Annotated in this window: 14 protein-coding genes; 1 reads left to right on the top strand and 13 read right to left on the bottom strand. The window is 64.0% G+C overall.

Annotated elements, in window-relative coordinates:
* Positions 1–14: 14 nt before the first annotated feature.
* The 5 genes from Amn_RS07765 to Amn_RS07750 form a co-directional block, all read right to left on the bottom strand.
* Positions 15–1,478, bottom strand: a complete 1,464-nt coding sequence (locus Amn_RS07765; protein ID WP_286296002.1) for an MFS transporter — start codon at positions 1,476–1,478, stop codon at positions 15–17.
* Positions 1,479–1,631: 153 nt separating this feature from the next.
* A complete protein-coding gene (locus Amn_RS32605; RefSeq protein ID WP_353622433.1) occupies positions 1,632–1,820 on the bottom strand; it encodes a CPBP family glutamic-type intramembrane protease in 189 nt (62 codons plus the stop codon).
* 384 nt (positions 1,821–2,204) lie between these two features.
* Positions 2,205–3,416, bottom strand: a complete 1,212-nt coding sequence (locus Amn_RS07760) for a serine hydrolase domain-containing protein (RefSeq protein WP_067964756.1) — start codon at positions 3,414–3,416, stop codon at positions 2,205–2,207.
* Positions 3,413–3,919 (bottom strand): serine/threonine-protein kinase, encoded by a 507-nt coding sequence (locus Amn_RS07755; RefSeq protein WP_286295996.1) that lies wholly within the window; start codon positions 3,917–3,919, stop codon positions 3,413–3,415. The genes Amn_RS07760 and Amn_RS07755 overlap by 4 nt, the downstream gene beginning before the upstream one ends.
* Before the next feature lie 427 nt (positions 3,920–4,346).
* Positions 4,347–5,483 carry an NAD(P)-binding domain-containing protein gene (locus Amn_RS07750; RefSeq protein WP_286295993.1) on the bottom strand — a complete coding sequence of 379 codons (1,137 nt, stop codon included), beginning with the start codon at positions 5,481–5,483 and terminating at the stop codon, positions 4,347–4,349.
* 269 nt (positions 5,484–5,752) lie between these two features.
* Here Amn_RS07750 and Amn_RS07745 point away from each other — a divergent pair, with 269 nt between their 5' ends.
* A complete protein-coding gene (locus tag Amn_RS07745; protein WP_286295988.1) occupies positions 5,753–7,351 on the top strand; it encodes a globin-coupled sensor protein in 1,599 nt (532 codons plus the stop codon).
* A 720-nt stretch (positions 7,352–8,071) separates the two neighbouring features.
* Here Amn_RS07745 and Amn_RS07740 read toward each other — a convergent pair.
* From Amn_RS07740 to araH, 8 genes are read right to left on the bottom strand one after another with little or no spacing between them, the layout of a single operon-like run.
* The gene (locus Amn_RS07740; RefSeq protein WP_286295986.1) at positions 8,072–9,028 is read right to left on the bottom strand and encodes a dihydrodipicolinate synthase family protein; all 957 of its coding nucleotides are present in this window, start codon (positions 9,026–9,028) and stop codon (positions 8,072–8,074) included.
* An 11-nt stretch (positions 9,029–9,039) separates the two neighbouring features.
* Positions 9,040–10,755, bottom strand: coding sequence for an L-arabinonate dehydratase (gene araD, locus Amn_RS07735; RefSeq protein ID WP_286295983.1), 1,716 nt, complete (start codon positions 10,753–10,755; stop codon positions 9,040–9,042).
* Between the two features lie 54 nt (positions 10,756–10,809).
* Positions 10,810–11,685: an SMP-30/gluconolactonase/LRE family protein gene (locus Amn_RS07730; RefSeq protein WP_182575461.1), complete on the bottom strand. Its 876-nt coding sequence runs from the start codon at positions 11,683–11,685 to the stop codon at positions 10,810–10,812.
* Positions 11,675–12,325: a 2-dehydro-3-deoxy-6-phosphogalactonate aldolase gene (locus Amn_RS07725; RefSeq protein ID WP_286295978.1), complete on the bottom strand. Its 651-nt coding sequence runs from the start codon at positions 12,323–12,325 to the stop codon at positions 11,675–11,677. The genes Amn_RS07730 and Amn_RS07725 overlap by 11 nt, the downstream gene beginning before the upstream one ends.
* Positions 12,322–13,260: a 2-dehydro-3-deoxygalactonokinase gene (locus Amn_RS07720; protein ID WP_286295975.1), complete on the bottom strand. Its 939-nt coding sequence runs from the start codon at positions 13,258–13,260 to the stop codon at positions 12,322–12,324. The genes Amn_RS07725 and Amn_RS07720 overlap by 4 nt, the downstream gene beginning before the upstream one ends.
* A 7-nt stretch (positions 13,261–13,267) precedes the next feature.
* Positions 13,268–14,050: an SDR family oxidoreductase gene (locus Amn_RS07715; RefSeq protein WP_067964771.1), complete on the bottom strand. Its 783-nt coding sequence runs from the start codon at positions 14,048–14,050 to the stop codon at positions 13,268–13,270.
* Entirely contained in the window at positions 14,047–14,925 is an 879-nt protein-coding gene (locus tag Amn_RS07710; protein ID WP_286295973.1) for an aldose 1-epimerase, read from the bottom strand. Before Amn_RS07710 ends, Amn_RS07715 begins: the two co-directional genes overlap by 4 nt.
* Position 14,926: 1 nt before the next feature.
* Positions 14,927–15,877, bottom strand: a complete 951-nt coding sequence (araH, locus tag Amn_RS07705) for an L-arabinose ABC transporter permease AraH (RefSeq protein ID WP_286295972.1) — start codon at positions 15,875–15,877, stop codon at positions 14,927–14,929.
* Positions 15,878–15,882: the final 5 nt, after the last annotated feature.

The following is a 15,882-nucleotide window of genomic DNA, read 5'->3' as shown; positions in this document are numbered from 1 at the left end:
AGGATTTTGGCGTGTCAGCCCCGCTGTCCGGTGAGGCGCACGACGCGCAGTGCGACGAGCACGCAGAGCGCGGGCGCCATCGCAAAGATGGTGCCGAGCCAGACGGCGGCGTTGGCGGCGCCCTCAGCTCCGCCCGGATCGGCAATGCCCGCGAAGTTGGCAACCATGCCGGCACAGGCGGTGCCGAGGGCCATGAAGAACAGCTGCACCGTCGTCATGCCGCCGGCGGCAAGATCCTGCTCGCTGGGCGGAGCACTCTGGAAGATGCGTGTGACCAGCCCGGGCCAGGTGACGCCGATGCCGAACCCGACGAGCAGCAGGCCTAGGCTGATCGGCACGAGCAGCGACCGGTCACCACCGCCATGGATCGGCATGAACAACGCAAACAGCACGAGACCGGCCAGCACGAGCAGTGGACCAAGCACCATCAGGCGGTCGGCATGCGCCTGCCAGCGTGAACTCATGAACGACGCAATGCTCCAGCCGAGCGACATGACGGCCGCGATGTAGCCGGACCAGAGCGGCGACTGGCCATGAAGGTTCTGCAGCAGGTAGGGCACGAAGATCTCGGGCTGTATGGCCAACATCAACAGCGCGACGGTGAGGTAGAGCGCGCCCAGCGGCGTCGAGACATTGAAGGCGCCGCGCGGCAAGAGCCGGGCGCTGGCCCGTGCATCGACGCCGGAGATCAGCACGACGAGTGCAAGGCCGGCGCCGAGCCCGGCGAGGTTCCATGCCAACTGCGCCGACAGGCTGCCGGCAGACACGGCAAGCACGGCCACCGTCAGCATGACGAGCTGCAGGAACGGCACGGCGACGTGTTCGTTGGTGTCCCAGCTCTTCCTGGGCAAGGTGACGAAGGCGACGATGGCGAAGGCAACGCAGAACGGCAGCAACGAGGCGAAGCCGAGCCGCCATGCGCCATATTCTGCAAAGATGCCGCCGATGGCGGGGCCGACCAGCGTTGCGATGCCGAACATGGCCGAGGTGAGGCCGATGGCCCTTGCCCACAGATGCTCCGGCAGGACGATGCGGGTCAGGGCATAGGCGAGCGCGAACAGGAAGCCGCCGCCGAGGCCCTGGACGGCGCGGCCGAGGAGCAAGACCGGCATGCTGGGAGCAAGCGCTGAGGTAAGCGTGCCCAGGGCGAAGATCGACGTGGCGAGCACATAGGCGCCGCGCGGCCCGCTGCCGTTCAGCAACTTTGCCGTCAGCGCCGAGCCGAGGATCGAGGCGACCACGAACAGGGTCGTTGCCCAGGCATAGAAGTCGAGCCCGCCGATGTCGGCGATGACCGACGGCATCGCCGTCGTTGCAATGTACATGTTGACGGCGTGCAGCGTGACGCCGCCGGCAAGCGCGAATGTGTAGATACCGTGCCTGCCGCTGAAGAGATCGCCCCAGCCCGCGGGTTTGGTCGCGGCCGCTGCGGTCGCAGTGCCGACGAGGGGCGACGGCTGTTCAAGATCGAAGTTCATGTCGGCCTTTCCATTTTTCGTGCCGACACGTCTGTAAAACCTCAAGCCCTATTGAGGTCAACAGACAAAAAGACAAATGGATGTGGCCTGTGGGCAGCGACGAGACTGTCCGCGGCTACAGCAACGCGCCAAAATTGTTCGCGGCGTGGGCTGCTATGGCTGGCCACAGCTTCCGGTCCGATGGCGTAGCAAGCCGCAGACCAGGCCAATGAGAAAGACCGAGGCCATCGTCGTTGCGACGGGCATGGCGGCCAACTGCACCCACCCGGGGAAATAGATGAGCAGGAATGCAACTGAAGTGACGCCGATGGCCAAAGCGGGGGCCCCCCAATGCTCGGCCAGCCGGGTCCGGATGACGCCCCTGAAAACCAGTTCTTCAACGGCTGTGACGACGACGATCCAACCATATTCGGCCAGCGGCGAGGGCGACAGCTGGCCGGAGCCCAGCGCACGCCCTCCTCGGTGATCTCGCTGAACATCGCAGGCGGTTCAGCACGCCGCGGTCACGGGCCGCCTTGAGCGCCGGCGTCCACGGATGCCGGTGACAGAGACGACCGAGCCCGGACGAGGCGCCGCCTCACCCTGTCCTCGACGATCGCCACGGCAGCATGGCCGTCGTGCTCGCCGCCTTGTCGCTGCCTGGCCTCGGCAGCGCGGTGTCATGGCAGTTAGGACGACAGAGGGGATTGCGGAAATGGCACGTGCGTCGTTCAGTCGATTGCTGACTCACTTTGGCGGCCCAAGCGCTTTCAGGAGCAGGTTGGCGGCAGGGACGGACGCAGCATCTCCGGTAAGAGCGACCGCGACGATGGCGTTGTCTGAAGGCGAATAGGCAACAACTGCGCTGGCGCCAGGGGTGCCGCCGGCGTGCCCGATCCAGCGTATCGACCGGGAATCATCGGTCACGTCGAAGACCATGATCCCCAAGCCATAATAGGTGCCTGGATCGAACATAGGGTAGAGCTTCCTGGCCATCGTCCGGACCGTGCCGTCTGACAACAGGCGTCCGCCGAGCAAAGCGGCCCAGAAGCGGGTCATGTCGGCCGCGTCACTCACGATAGGACCAGCCGCGCCAGCCCAGCTTGGGTCAATAGGCTTTTCATGTACCGCCGTCAGTGGTGCGACACCAACGGCTCCGCCACCTGGAACAAGCGCCCGCATCGAGGTGAGCCCAAGCGGCGCAATGATCCGCGTGGTGATCGCTACATCGATCGATCGGTGATCGACCTTCCGGACAATTTCGCCAAGAAGGTCGTAGCCCGTGTTCGAATAGCGCCAGCGTCCCCCTGGGCAGAACATAGCCCCATGCCTGCGCGCAATCGCAAGGTTCGCCGCCGGATCGCGATAGCGCGGATCAGCATGCGCTTTCAGATCCTCATTGGCACTGAATAGCCCGCTGGTGTGGGCGAGCAAATCACGGACTGTGGCAACATCGCCATTCGGTACGTCCGGCACCCAAAGTGAAACCGGGTCATCAAGGGATAGTTTCCCCTCCTCAGCGAGTTGCAGGATGACGACCGCAGTGAAGGTCTTTCCAGCGCTGGCCCAAAACAGCCGTGGTGCATCTGTTGGAGCGCTGGTCTGTTGCCATAGACCTTTCCCAGGTATGGCGACCGCGGCCGTAATCGCTGACGCGGCTGTAAAGGCTTGGATACGCTCGTAGGTGACGTCGAGGCGACGCGTGGTTTCCGCCGGCAGCGCTTTATTCGGAACGGGTGGGGTCGCCGTGATGTCAACGGGGGCATGCAGCGGCGACCCCACATAGGCAGCGTGAACAGCGCAGTGAACTGGCTGATAGTCCGCCGCATGAGCGGGGATGCCAAACGCTGCGAGGCTCGCCACCCCAAGACCGGCAAGGATGAATTTGCAGGGTCTGCGCGTGGTTTCGATCCGACGGAAATGACGTTCGGAGAGCGAGGGTAGGTAGACGGGGCTCATTGACGTTTGCATCCGGCGCGATCGAGCATGTCCTTGACGATCAAGGGTGTTGCCGGCGTTTCCGCTGTGTCTTGACCCGCAGCAGCGGCCTTGAGGGCCTGGCGGACACTCCCTGCGTTCACGCGTAACGATGTCCGACAGGTCGCGTTGCCCATGCTGACAACCGCACCGGCGGCCTCGCCTACGCCGGCAAGGTAGGCGGCAAGAACTTGCTGCGCCGTCCGATCGGTCGGAGCCTTCTCCAGCATCTGCATCACCTGAGCGACTGAGATGAGGCCACGGGAGGTGGATGGCGTGGCCGTTGATGGCGATGCAGCGGGAATGGCGACGACGCAGGTGACAAGACTGATAGCCAGTTTGGCGAGGCGACGAGACACTGCAGGATCTCCTATGTTGGCCGTCACATTGATCGATAATAATAAATCATTGTCAAACGATAATTTTTTGGGGTTGTATTTTGATTCAGGCAAAGGAAAGAGAGAAGTCGTCCAGACATGGACCAAGCACAAAAGATGATCGACATGACCGCCACGAGGGGCCTCGAATTGCGGATTCGACGTCTCAGTTGACTGATGGCGACGGGTTGCCTCGTCACATCCGGGCTGCTCACCGCAGCAATGTTCTTCTATTGGTTCATGACGCCGACGCGCACGCTGTTCAGCGAGGCGGCAATTGCGAATGCCCCAGCGACAGGGACCGATCTTTCCATTCGGGCACTGGCGTTCGGAATTTCGATGGTCACGCTCGGTGCATTGATCTACGGATTTCTATACGCCCGTCGTTGCTTCGATGCCTTTGCGGTTGGCCATCTCTTCGCCAGCGAGCCGATCCGTTTCCGGACGTGCGGGATGATTTCGTCCGGTGCGCCGGCGCGGTCCGTCAAGGCATCGGCGGGGTGGTTGCGCGGGCCAGGCTGGCTGTCTTTGCTGCTCAGGCGAGCCCGAGATATGCCGCCAGTTCGCGCGCGGCAGCCCCACCCGCCCTGTTGGCGCCGATTGTCGACGCCGAAGGGCCGTAGCCGACGAGGTGGATGCGCGGATCCCTTGAAACCTGTGTCGCCAGCTTGCCGGCCATGACGATGCCGCCACCCTCCTCGCGAATCTGCAGCGGCGCGAGATGATCGAGCGAGCTGCGGAAGCCGGTGTTCCACAAGATGACGTCGGCACGCTGCTCGCTGCCGTCGGGCCAGCGCACACCGTCCTCGGTGATCTCGTTGAACATCGGCAGGCGGTCGAGCACGCCACGGTCGCGCGCGGCCTTGAGGGCCGGCGTCCATGGGATGCCAGTGACCGAGACGACCGAGCCCGGAACGAGCCCCCGCCGGACCCTGTCCTCGACGATGGCCACGGCGGCGCGACCGTCGTCCGGCGTGAACGCGCGGTCGCGGAACCGCGGCTCGCGCCGTGTCACCCAGATCGTGGCGGCGACGCGCGAAATCTCGTCGAGCAGTTGCAGCGCCGAGATGCCGCCGCCGACGATGACGACACGCTGGCCGGCGAACGCCTCGGCGCTGCGGTAGTCGCGAGTGTGGAGCTGCCGCCCCTTGAAGCGCTCAGAACCTGGATAGGCTGGGATGACGGGCGTTTCCCAGGTGCCGGTGGCGTTGACTATGCCCCGGGCCGAGAAGGTCTCGCGATCGGTCTCGATACGCAGCCTGTCGCCACGGTCGCAGACGACCTTGACCGTCACCGGGCGATAGACCGGCAGGTCGAACTCGCGCTCATAGGCGGCAAAGTACTTCGGCACCGCGACCGACGCCCTGACCTCGGTGGCGCCCTCCTCGACGACGTCGGCGAACTGCATGCCGGGCAGGTCATGGATGCGGTTGACGGTCGAGAGCGTCAGCGACGGCCAGCGATACTGCCAGGCGCCGCCGGCCTCGGGCGATTTGTCCAAGATGACAAAATCGCGCCCGGGTTGAAGGCCGAGCTTTCTCAGATTGTAGGCGGTGGAAAGCCCCGCCTGGCCAGCGCCGATGACGACGATGTTGGTCTTGTAGGCGGCACGGAGATCACCCCTGGCGGGCGACGGTTCGGATCCGGGGCTATCGGCATCTTGGTCGGGCATGGCCCGGCAGAGATAAGCAGCCGAAGCCAACGGCGCAACGGGTCGGGCATCGACGCTTGGACGACGACGCGATGCTTCCAGCATATGGCGAGTGCCCGAGCGATGCGACAACCATCGCTGGCGCGTCATTATTTCGCATGTGATTTCAATGTGTTGGCGGAAACCAATTGTGAACCATTTGGAGCCTAGCGAGCGGCACAGCATTCACTGGCAGCGGGTTCGCGCAAGCGCTCAACCGAAGGCTGCCAGCCACCCCGAAGGAAAGTAACATGTCCGATCACCCCGCAACAACCGACCCAGCAATTGCCCGTCGCCTCGCCTTTGTCCGCTTCGACGGCGAGGCGCGCGCCGCGCTGAACGCCGTCCGACCCTCGATCGAGGCAGCGCTGCCCAAGGTGATGGACAGCTTCTACGGCCATATCGCCGAATTCGCAGAGGCGCGGCGTTTCTTCGGACTAGGTGACGGCAGCAAACAGCGGATGCAGGCCGCCGGCGGGCGCCAGATGAAGCACTGGTCGGCCATCGCCGCCGCCGATTTCGGCGACGACTATGCCCAGTCGGCGCAGCGCATCGGCCGCATCCATGCCGACATCGGGCTCGAGCCGCGCTGGTATGTCGGCGGCTACACGCTGATCATCGACGAGCTGGTATCGGTCATCCTCGAGCAGTCCTGGCCGAAGGCGCTCGGCATTCAGGCGCCGGGTCTGGCCAAGGCCAAAGAGGCGATGAGCGCCCTGCTCAAGGCCTCCTTGTTCGACATGGAGCTGGTGATCTCGACCTACCTCGAAACCGCCGAGCAGCGCCGGCTTTCGGCCGAAGCCGCGCGCGACGCTGCCGAAAGGGAGCAGCGCACCGCACTGGTTTCGCTGGCTGAGGCCATCGACCAGTTGGCCAAGGGCCGCCTTAACCACCGCATCGACGGGCTCGACGCGCCGAACTACGCGCAGATCCGGGACGACTTCAACCGCGCCATGGAACTGCTCGAGGAGGCCGTCGGCCGCATCCATGGCAATGCCGGCGCCATCCGCGACGGCTCGGCCCAGTTGGTGCAGGCGGCCGACGACCTCGCCCGTCGCACCGAGCACCAGGCGGCGAGCCTGGAAGAGACGGCCGCGGCACTGGTCGAGATCTCGGAGGCGACGGCACAGACGACGACCGGGGCGACGCGCGCCGACAGCGTGGCGCAGGATGCCAGGTTGAGCGCCCAGTCGAGCAGCCAGGCGATGCGCGACATGATCGTCGCCATGGGCGAGATCGACAGCTCGGCCAGGCAGATCGGCCAGATCGTCTCGGTCATCGACGAGATCGCCTTCCAGACCAACCTGCTGGCGCTCAACGCCGGCGTCGAGGCAGCGCGCGCCGGCGACGCCGGCAAGGGCTTTGCCGTCGTCGCCGCCGAGGTGCGCGGCCTGGCGCTGCGCTCGGCGGAAGCGGCGCGCGAGATCAAGTCGCTGATCGCCTCGTCGGGCGAACGCGTCGCCGCCGGCGTGCGGCTGGTCGGCCAGACCGGGGAGGTGCTGGAGGTATTGACCGGCAAAGTGGCGGAGATCAGCGTGCTCGTCGCCGATATCGCCAACTCGGCCAAGGAGCAGTCGGTCGGACTTTCGGGCATCAACAACGCTGTCAACCAGCTCGACCAGGTGACCCAGCAGAACGCCGCGATGGTCGAAGAATCGACGGCTGCCTCGCACGCGCTTGCCGAGGAAGCGTCGGCACTGGCGACCAGCGTCGCGCATTTCGAGATTGGCGCGCGGACACCGCTCAGAGTTCACGCTGAAAAACACGTGCGCAGGCCGCAACCATCGCTCAGGGTCGTCAAACCGGCCAAGCCGGTTCCCACTGCGCAGGAAGGATGGGCGGAGTTCTGAGCCAAAAGAACAGCACCAGTCCTGCAGTTGGAAATTGCTGACCTTCGCTTGCTCCGGTCAAACGTTTCGATGAGACTATCGGGATGGTTGAGGTCAGGGAAACAAGAATATCAGTATCGGGCGTGCCGTCGACATGCCGCGAAAGCGCACCTCCAGGCGCCAAGCTTGCATTAACCTGATCTTCCTCACCTTACTTGGATGTCGGATACCGGACATGGCGAACCAGCCACGAGGTTGCAACAGGGAGCGCCACAAAATCGGACGGGGGCGTGCATCCTCGCCGCAGCGGCTGACCGCGCGGGCTCAGTGCCTTCAAACGCTTTCGAGAATACGCAGAGGGCTGGGCATAGAGGCGATCAGGCGGCGTGTGTAGGCATCGCGAGGCTGGTGCAGGATCAGATCGGCCGGGCCACCCTATCTACCTCTAAAACCTCCCAAGGCTGCGGCGCCGTCGTAATCCTGAAGCGATGGCGCCGGCGTATCTGCGGTGTCAATTGCACTCTTGACTGCTTCCTCCAGCGCTCCGGGCAAATGGCTTGCAGGCCTCGCCCATGTTTATTCAACCGTCGAATCCCAGCGTTGGCGCGCTATGAGGTTGGGCGCAAATGCTCTGGTGATCACTGGGCGGTTTGGGCCCCGGAGTCGGCGACCAAGTTTCTGCCGGATCCTGCCTCACGAGACGTGCCGGATCGTGCGTTCTCGTAGCCAGGGCGTTGGCGCTCAGCTTTCAGTCACTATCGTTCGGCCACGATATTCTCGTGCATCTTTCGCCCTGCGCTGCAGCGGCCCAAGGTCGGCATTGAAGCGCTCCATCATGGCAAGTCCCACCGCATTTGGCCTAAGCGCTGGCGCGCGGTCATGAACGACCAGACCAGCACGCAAAGCAAACAACCGTTTGCCGTAGGCCATCAGGTGTTCGATGCCCTGCATCGTCGAGACAACGGCCGGCAGCATTTTGCGGTAATGCAACAGCGCTTCTTCTTCGTCTCCGCAGACGAAGGCATCATAGGCTGCGACCGCGTAGTCGATGCAATCCGGCGCCAGGATGAGGCCACGGCAACCGATGCGCAGATTGTCGAGCATTTCCAACCCGGCGCGGCCGTTGAAGATCGGCAGCTTGCCGCCGGTTGCCTCGACAAGGCCGGCAATGTCGACCACCGGACCCTCGCCTTTGACCAGCTGGATGTTGGGGTGCTGGCGAACGAGGTCGCTGATCTCGGTCGCGCTCAGTCCACGGCCCATGAAGGCCGGGGCATTCTGGATCGCGACCGGCAGGTCGGTCGCCTCGGCCACGCGACCGAAGAAGCGGATGTACTCGGCCGCACCATATTGGCCGACCATCGGCGGCTGCAGGATCAGCCAGTCGGCGCCGACGCTCTCGGCATGGCGCACCTGCGCGATCTGTTCGGCGACCGACGCACCGAAGATGGTGAGCGCCAGCGGCACCTTTCCGCCGGTGTCTTCGGCGATCCAGTCCCTAACCATCCGGCGCTCGGCATCCGTCAGCTTCGACGCTTCGGTGGCAAGGCCGAGCGCGGCCATTCCGTGGACGCCGACCCCAAGGCAAAGCTCGACCTGCCGGCGCATGGCAGAGCGGTCGAGCTTTTCCTGATCATCGAACAGCGCATACAGGATGGCGTGGATGCCATGCATGTCGGCGACAGCAAAACGAGGCATCGCAACCTCCCTCAATGGCTTTCACGCGGAACGTCGTGGCCACGGCAACCGACCAGGAAGTCGAGGTCGGCACCGCGATCGGCCTGCATGACACGCTCGACATAAAGGCTCTGGTAGCCGCCTTGCATCTCCGGCACAGGCGGGGTCCACAGCTTGCGGCGGCGGGTGAGTTCTTCATCACTGACTTCGAGGTGCAAACGGCGGCTCTCGACGTCGAGTTCGATCATGTCGCCATCCTCGACGAAGGCCAGCGGGCCACCGACCGCCGCCTCGGGTGCCGCATGCAGCACAACCGTGCCGAAGGCGGTGCCCGACATGCGCGCGTCGGAAATGCGGACCATGTCGCGCACGCCCTTTTCCAAGAGCTTCTGCGGCAGGGCCATGTTGCCGACCTCGGCCATGCCGGGATAACCCTTGGGGCCGCAGTTCTTCAGCACCATCACACAGGTCTCGTCGACGTCGAGCGCGGGGTCGTCGACGCGCGCCTTGTAGTGCTCGATGTTTTCGAAAACCACGGCGCGGCCGCGATGGCGCATCAGCTCTGGCGACGCTGCGGAAGGCTTCAGGATTGCACCGTTGGGCGCAAGGTTACCACGCAGGACGGCAATGCCGCCCTGCTGGGTCAACGCCTTGTCGCGGGGCAGGATCACCTCTTCATTGAAGTTCTCGGTACCGGCAATGTTGTCGCCGACCGTCTTGCCGGTAACCGTCAGCGCGTCGAGATCGAGCAGGTCGGCGATCTCCTTCATGACGGCAGGAAGACCGCCGGCGTAGCAGAACTCTTCCATCAGGAATTTGCCGGAAGGCATCAAATTTAGGATGGTCGGGATGTCGCGGCCATAACGGTCCCAGTCCTCGAGCGTCAGCTCAGTGCCGATCCTGCCGGCGATGGCGAGCAGATGCACGACCGCGTTGGTCGAGCCGCCGATTGCACCGTTGATGCGGATGGCATTGGCGAATGCCTTCCTGGTGAGGATGGCGGACAGGCGCAGATCTTCCTTGACCATCGCAACGATGCGCCGGCCGGAAAGGCGGGCAAGCCGCGCGCGGTGGGCATCCACGGCGGGATAGGCGGCGTTGCCAGGCAGGGCCAGGCCGAGCGACTCGACCATCGACGCCATGGTCGACGCGGTGCCCATGGTCATGCAATGGCCGGGCGACCGCGACATCGCGCTTTCGGCCGCGGCGAACTCCTGCTCGGTCATCAGACCGGCGCGCACGTCCTCGGAGAACTTCCAGACGTCGGTGCCAGAGCCGATCGGCTTGCCACGGAAACGGCCGTTGAGCATCGGGCCACCCGAAACGACGATCGCCGGCACGTCGCAGGACGCAGCCCCCATGACCAGCGACGGCGTGGTCTTGTCGCAACCGGCCATCAGCACCACGCCGTCCATCGGGTTGCCGCGGATCGCTTCTTCGACATCCATCGAGGCGAGGTTGCGAAACAGCATGGCTGTCGGACGCAAGTTGGATTCGCCGCATGAGAAGACAGGAAACTCGAGCGGCAGGCCGCCCGCTTCGAGAATGCCCGCCTTCACGTGCTCGACCAGGCCGCGGAAATGCGCATTGCAGGGGGTGAGTTCGGAGAAGGTGTTGCAGATGCCGATCACCGGGCGGCCGTCGAAGGCATCGTCGGGCAGCCCGTTGTTCTTCATCCAACTACGGTGAATGAAGGCATCCTTGCCAAAGCCACCGAACCAGGCCTGTGAACGCAATTTCCGTGTCACTGTCGTATTCCCGTAGTTGAAGGTCCGCTGGCGGCGGGGGGCACGGCTATGCCGCTATATCAGCACATCAGGCTCCAGCCGGCCCTTGACCGGCAGGTCGACCAGAAAAGTCCTTCCGGCATCCGGCTCGGCACGGTGCGCGTCATCGCTCAACCCGATCCAGGCGGACGTCACCGCAAGACGGTCGGCATGTTTGCCTAGGAATGCCGGGCATGACGGCTGGCTCACAGGCAACGGCACCGAGCGGACAAGTTCGCCGTCGGGCGCGTAGGCGACCAAATTGCCCTCACCCCAGCGCGCGTTCCACAGGGTTCCATCGGCGTCGACCACCGATCCGTCGAAGCTGCCCGTGCTCGGGCTTCCGGCAAAAACCTTGGGCTCGCCTTCAGGCAGTCCGGTCCTTGCGTCGCAGGCAACACGCATGATCCGGCCGACTGCGGTGTCGGCGTAATAGGCAATGGTGCCGTCGGGGGAGAACGCGATCGAATTGGGAATGGAAACGCCGGCATAGAGCTCGCGCAATTCGCCGCGAAAGAACCAATAGACCCTGCCGGCGCCCGCCTCAGCCTGCTTGCCCATCGTGCCGAACCACAAGGCTCCGCATGGATGCACCCGGGCATCGTTGGAGCGCGTGGCCGCGTTCGTCGCCTCGACCGGGGTATGAAGGGCCATGCCACCCGTCGTTCTGTCCCTGACGTGAAGGCCGGTCTCGGTCAGGATCAGCTGACGCTCGCCATCGATGGTCGCCTGCGCGCTCGCCATCTGGCCGAGCTGGGTCGTCATGGTGCGATCTTCGCCGAAACGTTTCTCCAGCAGCAGCCCGTTGACGATGTCGAACCAGTAAAGCGTGTCACTCACCGGATCGTAGCTCGGTCCCTCGCCGAGTTCACAGGCATGGTCGGACAATACCGAAACGAGGTCAGCCGGCATTGTTCTCGTCCTCGAAAGCCGCGTCCCAGGCAGCTACTGCGGACCTTGCCCGCGCCGCCACCTCATCGATACCCATGCCGGGGCGGAACAGGCTGGTGCCGAGCCCGAAAGCGGTGACGCCGGCTGCGCGATAGCTGGCGAAATCGCGATCCGAAACACCGCCGACGGCACCGACGACAGTGTCTTTGGGCAGCACCGCGCGCATCGCAGCGATACCGCCTGCCCCGATCACGCTGGCGGGGAAGAATTTCAGCGCCGAAGCTCCGAGCTTAACCGCTTTGAACGCCTCGGTCGGGCTCATCACCCCCGGCATAGTCACCATGCCTTGGCGGGCAGCTGCAGCCATCACCTCGGCGTCGATATTGGGGCTGACGACAAGGCGACCGCCGACCCCAGCGAGGCTATCGACCTGGGTTGCTTCAAGCACGGTACCTGCACCGATCAACGCGGAAACTGGCAGGCTTCCGACGATGGAAGCGATGGAGGCAAATGGCTCCGGCGAGTTGAGCGGAATCTCGATCGCCTCGATACCGGCTTCATAGATAACGCCGGCCACCGCAACGGCCTGGTCAGGAGTAAGCCCGCGCAGGATCGCGACCAGTCCGCGGCGCAGCTTGGGAAATTGCGCTGTTCTGGTCATGCCGGCACTCCTTGGATCATTTCGTTCTGGCGCGCCGCCTCAAACAGGCCGATGCGCACTGCGGTGTCGGCATCGATGGCGCGGACCGCTAGCTCAGCGATCTCGAAAACACGGCGATAAAGCGTGGCGAGCGTACCTGATGCGACAAGGGTCACACTTGTGTCAGCATGGAGAAATTGTCGCCGAGCAGACGCCACTTCGCTGCCGATCATCAGGCCGGATAGCCTAGCCGCCGCGTCCTCAGGCGTCAGACCATGAAGCAGCGAACCGGCCCGGATCGAAAACAGTCGCGAGGCGAAATCGCCGCCGTCAGCGAGCGCGATCTCGCAGGCTCTTGCAAATACCGGGTTCTCCGTCGAGACGGCGTCCGGCTGCTCGCCAATCGAATGGCGCAGGATGGAGTGACCTGAGAGCAGCGCGAACAATTCGCCGGTTGGCCACGTCCGGAAAGTCTCGACGGCGCCGCTGTCGACAATCACCCATTTGGAGTGGGTACCCGGCATACAGACCACATGGCGGCCGGCAGTCTCGAGCTTCGCGCCGGCCAGTTGCGTCTCCTCGCCCCGCATCACGTCGGGGGCGTCGAGACTGCGACAGGCCAGGCCCGGCACGATGCGGATGTCGCGCCCCGCATGGGGAACGCGGACGGCGCCCCTCAGGATCGCCGCAATTGAGGACGGGACGTCGACATAAGGCGCCTCGATCCATCCCTGGCGCGCGCCGGCCATACCGCAGATGATGACCGGCACGTCGTCCGGCGCGCGCAAGGCAGCAAGGCACCGTTGGAGAATGGGCTCGAAGCCGACCGTCTGGGCTGTGGTCAGCCCTTCGTCGCTGCGATGTTCGGCATGGGCGGCACCTTCGGCATCGAGGAGCCACGCCCGCATGCGGGTGGTTCCCCAATCGATTGCCACGATGACGGATGCTGCGGCCATCGTCCCCTCACTGCGCGGCGTGCTGGAGGACGCTCAGCCCACCGTCGACAGTCAGGCAGGCGGCGTTCATGAACGGGCATTCGTCCGAGATCATGAACACGGCCGCCTTGGCGATCTCGGTGGTGGTGGCGATGCGCTTGCCGGGATGGAGAGCCAGGGTTTCGGCACGCGCCTTTGCCGGATCGGCAAAGCTGTTCCAGTAGTCGATGTTCTTCTGTGTCTCGACATAGCCGGGTGCGAGCGCATTCACGCGCACGCCGGAAGCCGCATATTCGAGCGCCAGAGACTTGGTCAGTCCTAGCAGCGCGTGCTTGGCCAGCGGATAGGGGAAGGTATGCGGAATGATGGTGAAGGAATGCGTCGAGGCGATGTTGAGGATCGCCCCACCGCCGGCCGAGATCATGCCTGGCAATACTGCCTTGCAGCAGTTCCATGCGCCCTTGAGATTGACGTCGAAACAACGCTGCCATTCGGCATCGGTGGTTTCGAGCGGCGAACCAAAGACGTTGATGCCGGCATTGTTGATCAGGGCGTTGACGGGGCCGATCGTCTTTTCCGCCGAGATCATGGCGGCAGCTATGGCAGTCATATCGGAAATGTCGGCCTCGGCATGGCCGAGCGCGCCCTCGGATGCCCCAAGCTTGGCAACAGTCTCGCGCAGCAGCGGACCGTCACGGTCGACGATGAAAAGTTTTGCACCCTCCTTCAGGCATTGCTGAGCTATGGCCAGGCCAATGCCCTGTGCTGCGCCGGTCAGGAAAATGCGTTTGCCGACAAGACGGTCGCTCATTGGGTAACCTCGAAGTTCGAAACGGTGATCGAAAAAGCCCCAGACAGGGTTTGCCCAGGCGCAAGCAGATGGAGTGCGTTCGGGCCTGAAGTCGCCAGCGCATTGGGCGTGTGCGACATTGGCTCAAGGCAGAAGAAGCTCCTGTCTTCCTCCGGCGCATAGAGCATGTAGCGCGAGAACGGCGCATCGGCGGCGATGTCTGCGGCGAGCTTCGTCTCGGGCCAGATGATCCGCGCCTGCCCGCTGCAGCCTTCGAAGCAATTGTTCAGCCTGCGGCGTGGCAGCAGGCGCGGCGTTGCGAAATCGGCGCTGTCCGGGATCGGCGTGCGCACGCCAGGCAGATAGCCCTCGCGCTCGGTCCACCAAGCCATCGCCGGGGCCGTGAGCAGGGTGCCCTCGGTGCGGGGAAAATAGGGGTGGAAGCCGATGCCAAACGGCAACGGCTCGTTACCCAGGTTCGTCACCGAAAGCGATAAGGTCACGGTTGCACCGTCCAGAGTGACGGTCTGAACAGCGCGATAGACGTGTGGCGACTTAGCCGGCCGCAGTTGCTCGAAAGCGAGCCGAACATGGGTGGCCGATGCATCTTCAACGTTCCATTCGGCTAGCCAGCCGTCGCCATGGATGTAGTTCGGCTCAGCCGTGTTGTGCGTGAAGCGATAGCTTTTGCCGCCCAGCTCAAAACCGTTGCCTTCGACGCGATTGCCGACCGGAACCAAAGGAAAGCAGGCCGAGCGCAAGACGTCGAACGCGCCGTCGTCATGTCGGCGCAAGAAGCGACGTCCATCGCGCGTATGGCCGTCAACGACCGCCCCGCCCTTCAGGCTCATCCGCAGCGACAGGCGGTCGCCTTCAAGTTCGACAAACCCTTGCATCTCAACGGCGTCCGAGCGCGCTGGACCTGAGATTGTCGAGCAACACGGCGAGCAGCAGGATCACGCCACGGACGATGTACTGGTAGAAGGCCGGGATGTTGAGCAGGTTCATCACATTCTCGGCGATACCCATGATCATGACCCCGACGATCACGCCGGCGATCGCCGCGCGGCCACCGGCCAGCGAAACGCCGCCGAGCACGCAGGCCGAGATGACCGACAGCTCCAGGCCGATGGTCGCATTGGGCTGGCCCGAGGTGATGCGCGATGCGAGCAGGATGCCGGCGATGGCGCAGACCATGCCTTGCAGGGTGAAGATCCAGATACGCGTCCAGTCGACATTGACGCCAGCCAGACGCGACGCTTCCGGATTGCCGCCAATGGCCAGCGTGTTCTTGCCGAAGACGGTGCGGTTGAGCACAAAGCCAAACACCACGAACAGGATCGCCAGCACCCAGATCGGCGTTGGAATGCCAAGCAGCTTGGACAGCGCAAGCTGGTAGAAATTCGGATCATTGATGCCCACCGCCCGGCCGTCGGAGGCAATCAGCGCGAGGCCGCGCACGATCTGCATCGTCGCCAGCGTGGTGATCAGTGCATTGATACGGAATTTGGCGATGACCACGCCGTTGATCAGGCCGACGGCGCCGCCGCAAAGCAGGGCCGCGAGGATTCCGACCATGATCGAACCGGTGGCGTTCGAGGCCATGACGGCGACCATGCCGGCAAAAGCGACGATCGAACCGACCGATAGATCGAAATCCCGCGCCGCCAGGCAGAACATCATCGTGCAGGCGACGATGCCGACGGTGACGACCGACTGCAGCAGGCCGAGCATGTTGCGCTCGGTCAGGAAGTTCGGGACGAAGATCGACACCAGCGCGAAGGCCAGAACGAAGATCACGACGAGGCCCTGGTCGCCAAGCAGTATCTTCTTGAAAGAGTTTGTCATGCTCA

Origin of the sequence: Aminobacter sp. Y103A (assembly GCF_030294925.1) — a bacterium.
Taxonomy (GTDB): domain Bacteria; phylum Pseudomonadota; class Alphaproteobacteria; order Rhizobiales; family Rhizobiaceae; genus Aminobacter; species Aminobacter ciceronei.
This window is presented reverse-complemented; position numbering and strand designations above follow the sequence as displayed.

Coding starts and splice junctions, on each gene's coding strand:
- Amn_RS07750 (WP_286295993.1), bottom strand. CDS start 5,483: ATGCCCGACCAAGATGCCGATAGCCCCGGATCCGAACCGTCGCCCGCC.
- Amn_RS07760 (WP_067964756.1), bottom strand. CDS start 3,416: ATGAGCCCCGTCTACCTACCCTCGCTCTCCGAACGTCATTTCCGTCGG.
- Amn_RS07710 (WP_286295973.1), bottom strand. CDS start 14,925: ATGCAAGGGTTTGTCGAACTTGAAGGCGACCGCCTGTCGCTGCGGATG.
- Amn_RS07730 (WP_182575461.1), bottom strand. CDS start 11,685: ATGCCGGCTGACCTCGTTTCGGTATTGTCCGACCATGCCTGTGAACTC.
- Amn_RS07715 (WP_067964771.1), bottom strand. CDS start 14,050: ATGAGCGACCGTCTTGTCGGCAAACGCATTTTCCTGACCGGCGCAGCA.
- Amn_RS07745 (WP_286295988.1), top strand. CDS start 5,753: ATGTCCGATCACCCCGCAACAACCGACCCAGCAATTGCCCGTCGCCTC.
- Amn_RS07720 (WP_286295975.1), bottom strand. CDS start 13,260: ATGGCCGCAGCATCCGTCATCGTGGCAATCGATTGGGGAACCACCCGC.
- Amn_RS07725 (WP_286295978.1), bottom strand. CDS start 12,325: ATGACCAGAACAGCGCAATTTCCCAAGCTGCGCCGCGGACTGGTCGCG.
- Amn_RS07765 (WP_286296002.1), bottom strand. CDS start 1,478: ATGAACTTCGATCTTGAACAGCCGTCGCCCCTCGTCGGCACTGCGACC.
- Amn_RS07740 (WP_286295986.1), bottom strand. CDS start 9,028: ATGCCTCGTTTTGCTGTCGCCGACATGCATGGCATCCACGCCATCCTG.
- araH (WP_286295972.1), bottom strand. CDS start 15,877: ATGACAAACTCTTTCAAGAAGATACTGCTTGGCGACCAGGGCCTCGTC.